Source organism: Streptosporangium sp. NPDC020145, assembly GCF_040631275.1.
Classification (GTDB): domain Bacteria; phylum Actinomycetota; class Actinomycetes; order Streptosporangiales; family Streptosporangiaceae; genus Streptosporangium.
Genome location: NZ_JBEXZT010000007.1, coordinates 94,546 through 107,535, shown reverse-complemented (window position 1 = coordinate 107,535; position 12,990 = coordinate 94,546). Strand labels below are relative to the sequence as shown.

Here is a 12,990-nt window from a genome sequence, read left to right as displayed (position 1 = left end):
GGCTAGGCCAGCAGGGACAACAGATCGCGGTCCCCACGCTCTCTCAACCGGGCGAGCAGGTCCGGCAGTCCGACCTGCCCGGTCATGCCGACGCGGGTGGCGATGACCCTGGCCGCCTGCTCCGCCGTACCGCCGGGTGCCGTGTAGCCGACCAGCCGCAGCGCCCGCGCGACCGGCTCCGTGTCACCGCCCGCCGCGGGCAGGTGCCTGGCCCGCAGGACCCCCTCGTCGGACAGCGTCACGAACAGGTGGCCGCCGGGCTTGGCCCCCGCGTCCTCAAGGAGTGTCCTGAGCGATTCGAGGACGGGACGCTCCTGCCAGCTCAGGCCCAGCTCGCCGACCGCGCTCTGCACCCTGCGGGCGCTCCCCGGCGACAGGCCGAGATAGGCGGCGAACCCGCTGGGCAGCGGACACTCGACGCCCTGGAGGTGCTCGGCGGTGACGTCGATCCTGAGCCACCAGCGGCCGTCGGGCTGCCTGAAGCAGCGCCGGGTCAGCGAGACGTCCTTCAGCGGGCGGAACGGGCCCTCCCTGCGCTCCTCGTCCTCCTGGACGGGTTGCTCCTGCCGCGGAGGCGGGGATCCCTGCTGTGGGGGCCCCTGCTGCGCAGGACGCTGCCCGGCGCCGAGGATGCGCAGCTGCGGGACGCCCGCGAGCCAATCCTTGGCCACCTCGTGGTGGATGCCCAGGGAGGCGACCAGGTCGAGGGCCTTGGACATGGTCAGCGGGGGCTTGGCGCCGCTGATCACGTCGCGGGTGAGGTGACGCAGCTCGGTGATGTCCCCCTCGACGAGCCAGTCCTCGGCCAGCCGGTGGTGGGGCAGGGTGGCCAGCACGAACTGCCAGGCGGGCACGTCCAGCGAGCGCAGCTCACGGGCGTGCCAGGGCGCGACCGTGGCCAGACGGGCCTTGGGCGCGGCCTTGCCGAGCGCCCTGCCGACCTCCGCCAGATGCTCCCGGTACGGCTCCGCCTCCGCTGAGGCGAGCCACTCGCCGAGCCGGTGCCGCAGGGCGGCCTCGACCTCGTCGATGACCTCGGGCGGCACCGCGAAGAGCTTGGACAGGGCCTCGACGGCCGCGGGCGCGTCGGTGAACACCCTGTTCTGCGCGACGGCCCAGCTCCTGTCGTCGAGGTCGGCGAAGGCGCCGTCGAGCAGCGCGTACAGGTCGTCCGGCTGAGGGGCCCGCTCGGCGACGGGCTCAACGGCCTCAACGGGCTCGGCGGACTCAACGGGCTCCGGTTCCGGCTCCCGCAGGGCCTCCGGTTCCGGTGCGGCCTCAGGCTCGGGCCGAGGCTCGGGCTGAGGTTCCGGTTCGGGCTTCGGCTCGGGTCCGGTCTCCGGGCTCACGGCGGTCATCGGCTCGAAGAGCCCGCGCTCGGGAGTGGAACCCACCTGGGGCGGCGGCTTGGGGAGCGTGGACCCGGGGGTCCGCTTCGGCCGTACGGGAAGGGGGATCGGCTTGGGCTCGGGCGGGGCCGGGGGAGCGGCAGGGGAGACGGACAACGGGACGTCCGGGGGAGCCGGAGCCTCCACGGGCTCCTCCCCGGCCTTGTCCGTGGCCCTCTCCGCGTCCTCCTTCTCGGCCTCGGGAGCCTCAGGCGTGCCCTCGGACACGGCCTCAGGCGTGGCTTCGGGTACGGCCTCGGCGTCGTCCTGCGGGGCCTTCTGAGGGGCTTCCTGAGGAGCCTCAGGGGCGTCCTGTGGCGCGGCCTCCTCCCCGGAGTCCTCGGAACCCCCGATGCCCCCGGCATCCTCGATGCCCTCGGCGCTCGCGACGTCCTCGGTCTTCCCGGCACCTTCGGCGCTCGCGGCGTCCTGGGTGGCCTCGGTGGCCTCGGCGTCCTTGACGTTTCCGGCGGCCTCGGCGTTCTCCGCGACGTCCTCGACGGTCCCACCGGTACGGGCGGGTGTGACGCCGGGGGCGGCCAGACGGGCGAAGACCGCGCCGAACAGCGCGTTCAGCACGGGGAGCGGCTGAATGAAGGGCTGTTCGCGCAGCTCGTGACCGGTCAGGGCCAGCAGCCCCGCCCACGAGCCCGCGCGGTCGAGGGCGATGGCCGTACAGGGTTCGTCGGCGTCCTCGGGGTCCAGGACGTACAGGGCGGGCAACACGTCGCCGACGGCGGCGGCGGGCCAGTGCTCCAGGGTGATCCCGGCGAGGATCCCGGCTAACCGCTCGGGGCCGAGCAGGGCCAGCACCCGGGAGACGGGCAGGCTGCGCCACCACGCGCCGGGCAGTTCAGACTGGTCGCGCAAGAGTGGAATCGTGGCCGCGTCGCTCCAGCGGAGCGGCGGCACGAGGTCACTCAGACAGAAGTTCATCCGTTCCCTTCACCAGCCCCTCAAGCCGCCCGAGTCACTCCTCGTCGCCGGGGAACGAGACTCATGGAACAGACCATAGTCTGGCAAATCGCCCCAGCGCATCGGGTCTGGTCAGCGTCGTACGGCCGCGAAGCGGAGCCGCACGTAGTCGGCCATCCAACCGGTCTCCCGCCGCAGGGCGGGAGCGGCCAGTTCGTTCACCCGAAGCAGCAGGGATTCGACCAGCTCCACCGGCTTTCCCTGAATCAGGGAACCGGCGAACGTTCGCACCCAGTCGGCGGCTCCCCCCGGGCACTCGTCGAGCGGGGTCGGCCGGTCGAAGTACTCAAGCAGGCGGAGGGTGAAACCGCCCTTCTCCAGCCGTGTGGCGTATTCGGCCGGACTGGGGAAGTACCACGGAAGATCGGGTTCGGGGAGCCCGTGTTCCCGCCAGGCGGTGGACAGCGCCGCCGTCAGCGCGGCGCAGTTGCCGGCGCCGCCCATCTCCGCGACGAACCGCCCGCCCGGCGTCAGCGCCTGCCACACGTTGGAGATCACCGTGTCGGGCTCCCGCCCCATCCAGTGCAGGGCCGCGTTGGAGAAGACCGCGTTGTACGGCTCCGCGACCGTGAAGTCGCGCCCGTCCCCCACGATGAACTCAAGCCCGGGATGCAGGGAGAGCGCCTTCTCGATCATCGCGGAGGAGCCGTCGATGCCGAGCACCCGTGCCCCCCGTGAGCTGATCTCGGCGGTCAGCAGCCCGGTGCCGCAGCCGAGGTCGAGGACACGCTCCCCCGGCTGGGGGTCGAGCAGGTCGACCAGGGGCGCGCCGTGGGCCGAGACGTATCCGAAGCTGCTGTCGTAGGCGCGAGCGTTCCACCTCATCTGACTCGGGGTGTCGTATCGCAAGACGATCAGCTCACATTCCGAGACGCCACGGCCTCTTATCGGTCCTCCCCAGACACTTTAGAGCCTCAAAGATGTCCCGACATATCAGTCGCATCAGCCTCCGGCTTAACCGACCCTCTCCCCCCACTCCTTCTTGAGGTAGGTCTTGGCCGTGTCGGTCTCGGGGATCGTCAGGATCACCGGCTTCGCGCCGGTCACCGGGAGTCTGGCGGCGGCCTCGGTGTCCAGGGTGCCACGCATCTGCAGGGCCTCCATTCTGACAGGTCTGGCGTACCCCTTGAGGAAGAGGTTCTGACCCCGGTCGGAGAAGAGGAACTCCTGCCAGAGGCGGGCCGCCGCCGGGTGCGGGGCGTCCTTGTTGACGGCCTGGACGTAGTAGGCGCTGAGCACGCTGTCGCCGGGGATGGCGACCTTCCAGCCGTTCGCCTCGTGGGCCGCCCGCTCGGCGTTGTGGTAGTCCCAGTCGACCACCACGGTGGCCGCCCGCTCGTTCGCCGCGAGGTTGCCCGCCTTCTTCAGGCGGCCGAAGAAGGCGACGCCCCTGGCGGCCTCGGCCTTGCCCGCGCTGAGCGAGGCGGCCATCACCCCGTTGAAGGCGGCGGCCGTCTGCCGGGGGTCGCCGGGCAGCGAGACGCTGTAGCCGGGCTTGAGCAGGTCCTGGTAGGAGGCGGGCGTCGCGACCTTGCGCGGGTCGTAACCGATGGACATGTAGCCGCCGTATCCGGCGTACCAGCGCCCGCCGTAGTCCTTCAGGTTGTCGGGCACGTCCGGCCACTGCTGCACCCGGTAGGGGGCGAACATCGGGGCGTTGGCGACCGCGACCTCCAGGCTCAGGTCGAACACGTCCGGCTTGAGCTGCGCGGCGGCCTCGATCTCCCGGCGGCTGCTGGCCGCGGGCTCCACCTGGTTGACCTTGATTCCGTACTCGTCGGAGAAGGTGTCGATGATCTCGCCGTAGTTCACCCAGTCACGCGGCAGCCCGATGACGGTGAGCGAACCCTCTTTCCTGGCGGCCTCGACGAGGCGGTCCATCGTCGAGAAGCCGTCCTTCAGGGAGGCGGCCTGCGGCTTGATCGGCGGGAGCTTCCCGTCGTCCTGTGCCTGTGTGCCGCCGCATCCGGCGGTCGTGGCGATGAGGAGCATGGCGGCGGCGCTGATGCGTACGGTCACTCATCGAATACTCTCGGTGATCGCGCGGTGGGTCGAGGAGGCGCGGCCTTTTTTGGGAAACGACTGGGGAACGACTTACGTCCGGCCGGGCCGTCCGCCCTGGACGACCTTCGCCGCGACGAGTTCGGAACGGCGGATCTCAACGAGCGTGCCGTCGCGTTTGCGCACCCCGAGAAGATCGTCACGCCAGAACTCAAGTTCGCCGACGGCGTCACGGAAGCCCTCGGGAACACGACGCCGGGTAGTTACCCTTTTGCCCACGTCGGAAGGGGTTAGGGTGATTTTGAGGGCAGCGCTGATACCGAGGATCATCGTCTTTTGCCCCCTCCCGTTTCAGACATCTGGTGGGCACGGCAATACTAGGGCGTAGCAACCCGCGGTCGAAGTCGTGCCTAGGTGCGGATAAAAGAAGGAGCCCGAGGTGACCTACGTCATCGCGCAGCCTTGCGTGGACGTCCTGGACAAGGCGTGCATCGAGGAATGCCCCGTCGATTGCATCTACGAGGGCGAGCGCATGCTTTACATCCACCCCGACGAGTGCGTGGACTGCGGCGCGTGCGAACCCGTCTGCCCGGTTGAGGCGATCTTCTACGAGGACGACCTTCCCGATCAGTGGAAGGACTTCTACAAGGCCAACGTCGAGTTCTTCGACGACCTGGGCTCCCCGGGTGGCGCCTCCAAGATCGGCAAGATCGCCAAGGACCACTCCGTCGTCTCGGCGCTGCCCCCGCAGGCCGAGGAGCACTAGAAAACATCCCCGCGGGCGGGGGGCGACGCCGTCCGCCCGCGAGAGTCAGTCACCCGGACGTCCCGGGCGAAGAGGTCCCTTCTCCCGGCCGGTGAGGCGGGGGGACAGTCATCAGCGGGGAGAGCTGTGATCGGCCTGCCAGATTTTCCGTGGGATCGGCTCACGCCGCTCAAGACGCTGGCGCAGGAGCATCCCGACGGGATCGTCGACCTCTCCGTCGGCACCCCCGTCGACCCGGTGCCCCCTCTCGTACGGCAGGCGCTCGCCGACGCCTCCGACAGCCCCGGCTACCCGCTGACCTACGGCACCGAACGGCTGCGCTCCGCGGCCGCGGGCTGGCTCTCCCGCCGTCACGGGGTGAACCTGGACCAGGCCGACGTGCTGCCGCTGATCGGCTCGAAGGAGTTCGTCGCCTGGCTGCCGACCCTGCTCGGTGTCGGGCCGGGGCAGCGGGTGGTCTTCCCCGCGCTGGCCTACCCCACCTACGACGTCGGAGCGCGCCTGGCGGGGGCGGAGCCGTACGCGACGGACGGGTTGTTCTCCCTCGGTCCCGAGCGGGTGCCGCTCGTCTGGGTGAACTCCCCCTCGAACCCGAGCGGCAAGGTCCTGCCCGCCGAGCACCTGCGCAAGGTGGTCGCGTGGGCCCGTGAGCGCGGCGCCGTCGTGGCCTCCGACGAGTGCTACATCGAGCTGGGCTGGGAGGAACAGCCGATCTCGATCCTGCACCCCGATGTCTGCGGAGGCTCGCACGAGGGCCTGCTCGCGGTGCACTCGCTGTCGAAGCGCTCCAACATGGCCGGTTACCGGGCGGGCTTCGTGGCCGGAGACCCGGCGCTGGTCGGGCGGCTGCTCGAAGTCCGCAAGCACGCCGGGATGATCATGCCGGGGCCGGTCCAGGCGGCGATGGCCGTGGCGTTCGACGACGACGCGCACGCCGACGAGCAGCGCGCGCGCTACGCGGCCCGTCGCGCGCTCCTGCGCCCCGCCCTTGAGGCGGCCGGCTGGCGGATCGAGCACTCCGAGGCGGGCCTGTACCTGTGGGCGACCAACGGCACCGACTGCTGGAAGCAGGTGCGCTCGCTGGCGGACAAGGGCATCCTTGTCGCGCCCGGAGACTTCTACGGCAGGGCCGGCGCGGAACACGTCCGGATCGCCGTGACCGCGAGTGACGAGCGCATAAGTGCGGCGGTGAGCCGCCTCCAGTAGGATCGCGCGCCATGACCCCTGAGGTCGCCGCGATACTGGGACTGAGCGCGGTCACGCTCGTTCTGCTGCTGGGCGCGCTGTTCGCGACCACGCGTCAGGACAGGAGGCCACGCGGGTCCGGGGCCCCCGGCGAGTCCCCCGTCCAGGCGGCACAGGCCGCGGAGCCTGCCAGGCCGAGCGCGGGCCATGTCGGCATCGACTACCCCGACCCTCGCACGATCAAGGTCGGTGACACGATCGACTGCCAGGGCGTGCGGACCCGTGTCCTGGGCGCCCTGTACCTGTCGTCGCAGGGCGTCGAGTGGACCGAGTACCTCCTCGACGACGGCAGCCGCCGCTACCAGTGGCTGTCGATCGAGACGCGGACCGGTTCCGACTCCGACGCGCCGCACCTGGAGGTGCTGCTGTGGACGCCGGTGCCGACACAGGGCATGGTCCCGGCCAGGACCACGCTGAGCGTCGAGGGCGTCGAGTTCTTCCCCGTCGGCCGCGGCACCGCGGCCTTCCGTTCGGAGGGCGTCACCTTCATGCCCGAACGCGGCCTGCTCGACTTCGCCGACTACCGGGCCTCCGACGGCCGCCTGCTCTCCTTCGACCGTCCCCAGGACGAGCCCTGGACCTCCTCCTACGCCCAGCCCCTGGCCCCGGGCTCCATCACCATCCAGAAACGGGCCTAGGAGATGTCGACCTTGCCCTTGGGGGTGGTCGTGTCGGGCCGCCAGCCGTTCTCGCCGTCGGCGGACGTCCACGCCTGGCCGCTGTAGCGGACCCGCCGCAGCCCGAACTTCTGCGCGTGGGCGACCGACCAGCTCGCCATCAGCCAGCCGTCACGTGAGGACGCCGCCTCGAACGTGGCATTGGCGCCGAGCGCGTGCACGAGCCCGCGCATCGCCCTGTCCGCAGGGGGGCGCGGTGTCGTGGTGGCCGTGCCCGACGTGCGGGGGGTCGAGGTCGGCTCGGGGAACCAGCAGTGCACGGCCTTGGGCACCCGCCCGGTGAAGGCCGCCGCCAGGATCTTGCCCTCGTCCTCGTGCTGGGCGTAGGCCGACCCGTCGGCGGAGCGCTGCACCCGCTGCGCCGCCTCGTGGAGCGGCAGCTTGAGGTAGCCCTTCACCTTGACCAGCGCGGAGAAGAACTTCCCCGACGCGTAGACCGGGTCGATCAGCTGCTTGGGGGTGCCCCAGCCCTGTGAGGGCCGCTGCTGGAAGACCCCGACGGAGTCACGGTCGCCGAAGGGCAGGTTCAGCAGCTTGGACTCCTGGATGCCGGTGGCGTAGGCGATCACCACCGCCCGTTCGGGCAGCTTCCTGCGGGCGGCGACCGCCGCGATGACCGAGGCGACCTGGGCCTGGTCGATCTCCAGTTCGAGCGTGCCGCCGGGCGTTGTGATCTTGCACCCCTCACCGGTCTCCCGGAACGGCGTCACCCGGTTGATCAGGGTGAAGACCCCCACGGTGATGGCCGCGGCGAGCACGGTCACGATCGCGACGATCGCGATGACCCCTTTGGAGAAGCGCCGACGCACGCTGAAGAACCTACCGATCGCAGACAGCGGGAAGGCGACGGCACTTCCTGCGAACCCCCGGAGGAGCCGTCGCGCTCTGTTATCGTTTCACAGGTTTTGCGAACGGGATCGCCCTTCGTGACGGCGGACGGCCGGGTCCGGGGCGGCCGAAGACCGGCTGAGGATAGGGTCGCCGCATGAGTACGCGGCTGGACCTCACACAGGACGTCGGCGCGCTGACCGCGCGAATCGTGGACATCGAGTCGGTCAGCGGAGACGAGAAGGTCCTGGCGGACGCGGTCGAGGAGGCACTGCGGGCACTGCCGCACCTTCGTGTCGACCGTGACGGCGAGTCGATCGTGGCCAGGACCGGGCTCGGCCGGAGCGAGCGGGTGGTGATCGCGGGCCACATCGACACCGTCCCGGTCGCCGACAACCTGCCCAGCCACGTCGAGGACGGCCTGCTGTACGGCTGCGGCACCTCGGACATGAAGGCGGGCGTCGCGGTCGCGCTGAAACTCGCCGCCGCGCTCGACGAGCCAGCCAGGGACGTCACCTACGTCTTCTACGACTGCGAGGAGATCGAGGCCGAGCGCAACGGCCTGCGCAGGCTCAGCCTCGACCACCCCGACTGGCTCACCGGCGACTTCGCCGTCCTCATGGAGCCGACCGACGGCGAGATCGAGGGCGGCTGCCAGGGCACGCTCAGGGCCGAGATCACCGTGCGGGGCAGGAGGGCGCACAGCGCCAGGTCGTGGCTCGGCGTCAACGCCGTGCACCGGGCCATGCCGGTGCTGGAGATCCTCAACGCCTACCAGGCCAGGCAGCCGGTCGTGGACGGGCTCGAATACCACGAGGGGCTCAACGCGGTGGCGATCCGCGGCGGCGTCGCGGGCAACGTGATCCCCGACGAGTGCGTGGTGACCGTCAACTACCGCTTCGCCCCCGATCTCTCCCTCGACGCCGCGCAGGAGCACGTGCGCGAGGTCTTCGACGGGTTCGAGCTCCGTTTCACCGACCTCGCCCCGGCCGCGCGTCCCGGGCTGACCGACCCGGTCGCCGGGGCCTTCGTCGCCGCGGTCGGCGGCACGCCCAGGGCCAAGCTCGGCTGGACCGACGTCTCGCTGTTCTCCGGGCTCGGGATTCCCGCGGTCAACTACGGTCCCGGCGACCCCAATCTGGCGCACCAGCGGGGGGAGTACGTCTCGCTGGAGAAGATCGCCGACTGTGAACGCAGGATGATCGGCTGGCTCCGCGGCTGAGCGCCGCACGGTACACGGGCACAAATGAAAGTGGCTTTCCTCGCCGGCCATTTGGCGGGGAAAGCCACTTTCAGTCCCGAGCAGCACCCTCGGCAGTTAGACGTGGCTCCGGAGAAATCCGGTTCCCGGTTTTCCCCCAGAATTTTCAAGATTTTTCCAGAAGCGGCGCTAGCGTGTTCGGCATGAAGAAGACACGCCCCGAACGCCGTCAGGGAGCCGCGGTCGTCCGCGGTGACCTGGTCTCCGACTCCACCCACGACCAGCGCCTTCTCGACCGCAGGGGCCCCGCCGACTGGCTGCACATGGACCCGTGGCGGGTTATGCGCATCCAGGCGGAGTTCGTCGAGGGATTCGGTCAGCTCGCCGAACTGCCCGAGGCGGTGACCGTCTTCGGGTCCGCGCGCACCCCGCAGGAGTCGTCGGACTACAAACTGGGCGTGGAGCTCGGCCGCAGGCTTTCCGAGGCGGGCTACGCCGTGATCACCGGTGGCGGTCCCGGCTGCATGGAGGCCGCAAACCGCGGTGCCAGGGAGGCGGGCGGCGTCTCCGTCGGCCTGGGCATCGAGCTGCCCTTCGAACAGCACATGAACGAATATGTGGACCTCGGCATCGAGTTCCGCTACTTCTTCGTACGCAAGACCATGTTCGTGAAGTACTCCCGCGGCTTCGTCGCGCTGCCCGGCGGCTTCGGCACACTGGACGAGCTGTTCGAGGCGCTTACGCTGGTCCAGACGCGCAAGGTCACCTCCTTCCCCGTCGTGCTGCTCGGCACGGAGTTCTGGGGCGGCCTGTACGAGTGGATCAGGACGACCCTTGTGGACACCGGCAAGATCTCCCCGGCCGACCTCGACCTCATCCAGGTGACCGACGACGTGGACGAGGCCGTACGGATCATCGTCGAGGCCGACAGGGACCGGGCGAGCGGTCTCGGGAAGGGACAGCAGGCCGCGCGGAGCACGGTCGCCGACGCCGAATAAGGGTTTCCCCGCGATCCCGGGCCACGACTATGGTTCCGATGTGTTCATATGCGTTTTCCTGGCATCACACCGGAAGATCGACAGGAAGTACCTGACGCTGGCGGAGGAGGTCGGGGCCGAACTGGCCCGGCGCGGGCACACCCTGGTCAGCGGCGGGGCGACGGTCTCGTGCATGGGGGCGGTCGCCAGAGCGGTCAGGGCGGGCGGCGGCCGTACGGTCGGGGTGATCCCGCAGGCCCTGGTGGACGTCGAGGTCGCCGACCACGACTCCGACGAACTGGTCGTCACCACCGACATGCGTGAGCGCAAGGGGGTCATGGACGCCCGCTCGGACGCCTTCCTCGTGCTGCCCGGCGGCATCGGGACGCTGGAGGAGTTGTTCGAGATCTGGACGACCAGGACTCTGGGTCTCCACGACAGGCCGCTGGTGCTCCTCGACCCGTGGGGGCTCTACGCGCCGCTGCGGAGCCTGGTCGAGGGCATGCACGCGGAGGGCTTCACCCGGCCCAACGTCTTCGACGCGATCTCCTGGACCACCACGGTCGAGGAGGCCTTCGAGCACCTGGAGAAGCGGACCAGGCACCTGGAGCCGGGCATCGAGGAGCTAGGCGAGGCCACGGCGGGTTAGCGCGGGGGGACGCCGCCCGGCCAGCGACTCGGTCATCTCGACCGCGAGCCGTACCTGCTCGGGACGGTTGGTGCGGAACACCCTGGCTCCGGCCCACGCGCAGACGGAGGCCGCCGCGAGTTCGGCGGCCTCTCCGTCGTGCCCCGCGAGGTCGGCGGGCGTGACGACGACGGTGTGCCCGGCCCGGACGAACTTCTCGATCTCGGCGATCGATCTCGCCTCGGCCCAGGAGGAATCGCCCTGGTCGCCGGGGGTGAGCACCGTGAGAGCGGTCATGAGGCGATCCTAGATCAGTGGGAGTTGTGGCACGATTCGTATGTGCTGGTCGTACTCGCCCTCGCCGCCTTAGCCGTCATCGCCGCAGTCGTGGCGGTCTCCATGGGGCGGGGTGGTGAACTGGCCAGATTCGTCCCCGACGTCCCCCCGCTTGAGCTGCCCGAGCCGAAGAGACTCGGGGCCGCCGACTTCATGGCCCTGCAGCTGCCGGTGAGCGTGATCGGCTACAACACGCAGAGCGTCGACGAGACCCTCAACCGCGTGGTGAACGCGCTGAGCGAGCGTGACACCAGGATCGCGGTCCTCGAACAGCAGATCGCCGAACTGCTCGCGGGCAGGCTCCAGGCCCGCCACGACGCCGCCCTCACGGCCCCGCCGGTCATGCGCGAGGCCCTCCCCGGGCCCACGGACACGGTACGGCGCGCGGACCCCGAGTCCGAGGAGCCGCCGGCGGCCGGAGAGACGGACACGGACGAGGTCGTGGAGCCCGGGAAGGTTCAGGAAGCTCAGAAGGCTTCCGAAGCCGGCGAACCGGTGGAGACCGGTGAGGTGAACGCGCCCGAGAAGGTTCAGGAGCCGGACGAGCCCCAGGCCGTTCGGGAAGTTCAGGAGGCCGAAGAACCCGGGGAGGCCGCAGAGCCCCGGAAAGCCTCGGAGCCTCAGGAAACCGGGAAGCCCGCGGCCGAGGAAGCCGCCAAACCCGAGGAGCCCCTGGAAACCGTACGGTCCCCTGAGGAGTCCGCCGCGGGCGCCGTCGAGCCCGCCGAGAGCGCCGACAAGGACCCGGACGAGCAAGATGAGAAGGACAAGAAGCGGGAGAAGCAGGGCGTGAAGGAGGGCCGGTGACGGAACCGACACGTTGCGGCTGGGTGAGCTCCGCGCCCGAGTACATCGCCTACCACGACGAAGAGTGGGGCCGTCCGGTCACCGGTGACGACCGGGTGTTCGAGCGCCTGTGCCTTGAGGCCTTCCAGTCGGGCCTGTCGTGGATCACGATCCTTCGCAAACGGGAGAACTTCCGGTCGGCCTTCGCCGATTTCTCCATCCCCGCCGTCGCGGCGTTCGGCGCGGCCGACGTCGAGCGGCTGCTCGCCGACACCGGCATCGTCCGCAACCGGGCCAAGATCGAGGCGGTCGTCGCGAACGCGCGGGCCGCGCTCGACGTCGACCTGTCCGACCTGATCTGGAAGCACGCCAATCCCGGCGCGCCCGTCCCCAGGACACTGGCGGACGTGCCTCCCCAGACGCCCGGGTCGAAGGCCCTCGCCAAGGAGCTCAAGGCGAACGGCTTCCGCTTCGTCGGCCCGACGACCGCCTACGCCCTGATGCAGGCCATCGGACTGGTCAACGACCATCTGGAGGACTGCTGGGTGCGGGGCACCTACTGACCTCGGACCTGACCCCGCCGAGCCGGAACGCCTTCCCGGCGACCCCCGGGCCGTTCAGTTGATCGTCTCGGTCCGGTAAATTCTCCGCGCCGCCACGCGCGCCCGTCCCGCCCGCTCCGGGACCGCTTTGTAACCTGCCACCTCTGTGGCCTGGTCAGGGAAGTGAGAGGTCCCGCGGACCGCGACGGCCCGGATGTCCGCGGGGCCGTCCCCGAGCGCGAAGGACGGTCTTGATTGCCCGATGAGTCGATGCTGGGGCTGATCGTTCCCATTCCGAGCGCGGAGACGGGATAATAGGACATCACAGAAGACGTGAATGCGTCGGCCACCCTCGGGTCAGTCGGAGATCCGGAGCCCGAAGCAGGAAGGGATACACGCATGGCGGCTATGAAGCCGAGGACCGGTGATGGTCCGCTGGAGGTCGTCAAGGAAGGCAGGGGCATCGTCATGCGGGTTCCCCTTGAGGGTGGCGGCCGGCTCGTCGTCGAGCTCTCGGCGGACGAGGCCAGCGCCCTTGGCGAAGAGTTGAAGAAGGTCGTCGTCTGATCCCGGCCTGAGACCAGCGGTGACGCCGGGCCCCGACTCGATCTCGTTCGCGGAGCACGACAGCCACTGCGGC

Annotated in this window: 15 protein-coding genes; 9 read left to right on the top strand and 6 right to left on the bottom strand. The window is 70.0% G+C overall.

The window, feature by feature from the left end:
* Positions 1 to 2: 2 nt before the first annotated feature.
* The 4 genes from ABZ463_RS15660 to ABZ463_RS15645 form a co-directional block, all read right to left on the bottom strand.
* Positions 3 to 2,258 (bottom strand): hypothetical protein, encoded by a 2,256-nt coding sequence (locus ABZ463_RS15660; protein WP_362776527.1) that lies wholly within the window; start codon positions 2,256 to 2,258, stop codon positions 3 to 5.
* Positions 2,259 to 2,435: 177 nt separating this feature from the next.
* Positions 2,436 to 3,188: a methyltransferase domain-containing protein gene (locus ABZ463_RS15655; protein WP_352016532.1), complete on the bottom strand. Its 753-nt coding sequence runs from the start codon at positions 3,186 to 3,188 to the stop codon at positions 2,436 to 2,438.
* A gap of 129 nt (positions 3,189 to 3,317) precedes the next feature.
* Positions 3,318 to 4,382 (bottom strand): ABC transporter substrate-binding protein, encoded by a 1,065-nt coding sequence (locus ABZ463_RS15650; RefSeq protein ID WP_352016533.1) that lies wholly within the window; start codon positions 4,380 to 4,382, stop codon positions 3,318 to 3,320.
* 75 nt (positions 4,383 to 4,457) lie between these two features.
* Positions 4,458 to 4,643, bottom strand: coding sequence for a hypothetical protein (locus ABZ463_RS15645; RefSeq protein WP_362776525.1), 186 nt, complete (start codon positions 4,641 to 4,643; stop codon positions 4,458 to 4,460).
* 160 nt (positions 4,644 to 4,803) lie between these two features.
* Between ABZ463_RS15645 and fdxA the strand changes: the two genes are divergently transcribed.
* The 3 genes from fdxA (at position 4,804) to ABZ463_RS15630 (ending at position 7,013) form a co-directional block, all read left to right on the top strand.
* Entirely contained in the window at positions 4,804 to 5,130 is a 327-nt protein-coding gene (gene fdxA, locus ABZ463_RS15640; RefSeq protein ID WP_352016535.1) for a ferredoxin, read from the top strand.
* A gap of 126 nt (positions 5,131 to 5,256) precedes the next feature.
* Positions 5,257 to 6,336, top strand: coding sequence for a succinyldiaminopimelate transaminase (gene dapC / locus ABZ463_RS15635; RefSeq protein WP_352016536.1), 1,080 nt, complete (start codon positions 5,257 to 5,259; stop codon positions 6,334 to 6,336).
* Positions 6,337 to 6,347: 11 nt separating this feature from the next.
* Positions 6,348 to 7,013 (top strand): DUF4178 domain-containing protein, encoded by a 666-nt coding sequence (locus ABZ463_RS15630; RefSeq protein WP_352016537.1) that lies wholly within the window; start codon positions 6,348 to 6,350, stop codon positions 7,011 to 7,013.
* Here ABZ463_RS15630 and ABZ463_RS15625 read toward each other — a convergent pair.
* On the bottom strand, positions 7,010 to 7,861 hold the full coding sequence (locus ABZ463_RS15625; RefSeq protein WP_352016538.1) for a hypothetical protein: 852 nt from the start codon (positions 7,859 to 7,861) through the stop codon (positions 7,010 to 7,012). The genes ABZ463_RS15630 and ABZ463_RS15625 overlap by 4 nt on opposite strands.
* A gap of 176 nt (positions 7,862 to 8,037) precedes the next feature.
* Here ABZ463_RS15625 and dapE point away from each other — a divergent pair, with 176 nt between their 5' ends.
* The 3 genes from dapE to ABZ463_RS15610 all read left to right on the top strand — a co-directional run bounded on the left by dapE (position 8,038) and on the right by ABZ463_RS15610 (position 10,707).
* A complete protein-coding gene (gene dapE / locus ABZ463_RS15620; RefSeq protein WP_362776521.1) occupies positions 8,038 to 9,102 on the top strand; it encodes a succinyl-diaminopimelate desuccinylase in 1,065 nt (354 codons plus the stop codon).
* A 182-nt stretch (positions 9,103 to 9,284) separates the two neighbouring features.
* Positions 9,285 to 10,079: a TIGR00730 family Rossman fold protein gene (locus ABZ463_RS15615; protein ID WP_352016540.1), complete on the top strand. Its 795-nt coding sequence runs from the start codon at positions 9,285 to 9,287 to the stop codon at positions 10,077 to 10,079.
* Positions 10,080 to 10,119: 40 nt separating this feature from the next.
* On the top strand, positions 10,120 to 10,707 hold the full coding sequence (locus ABZ463_RS15610; protein ID WP_362776519.1) for a TIGR00730 family Rossman fold protein: 588 nt from the start codon (positions 10,120 to 10,122) through the stop codon (positions 10,705 to 10,707).
* On the opposite strand, the gene ABZ463_RS15605 is transcribed toward ABZ463_RS15610, so the two are convergent.
* Positions 10,684 to 10,983, bottom strand: a complete 300-nt coding sequence (locus ABZ463_RS15605) for a hypothetical protein (protein WP_352016542.1) — start codon at positions 10,981 to 10,983, stop codon at positions 10,684 to 10,686. The genes ABZ463_RS15610 and ABZ463_RS15605 overlap by 24 nt on opposite strands.
* A gap of 42 nt (positions 10,984 to 11,025) precedes the next feature.
* Between ABZ463_RS15605 and ABZ463_RS15600 the strand changes: the two genes are divergently transcribed.
* From ABZ463_RS15600 to ABZ463_RS15590, 3 genes are all read left to right on the top strand, one after another.
* A complete protein-coding gene (locus ABZ463_RS15600) occupies positions 11,026 to 11,829 on the top strand; it encodes a hypothetical protein (RefSeq protein ID WP_362776516.1) in 804 nt (267 codons plus the stop codon).
* Positions 11,826 to 12,371, top strand: coding sequence for a DNA-3-methyladenine glycosylase I (locus ABZ463_RS15595; protein ID WP_362776514.1), 546 nt, complete (start codon positions 11,826 to 11,828; stop codon positions 12,369 to 12,371). The genes ABZ463_RS15600 and ABZ463_RS15595 overlap by 4 nt, the downstream gene beginning before the upstream one ends.
* A gap of 378 nt (positions 12,372 to 12,749) precedes the next feature.
* Positions 12,750 to 12,917 carry a DUF3117 domain-containing protein gene (locus ABZ463_RS15590; RefSeq protein WP_012894793.1) on the top strand — a complete coding sequence of 56 codons (168 nt, stop codon included), beginning with the start codon at positions 12,750 to 12,752 and terminating at the stop codon, positions 12,915 to 12,917.
* Positions 12,918 to 12,990: the final 73 nt, after the last annotated feature.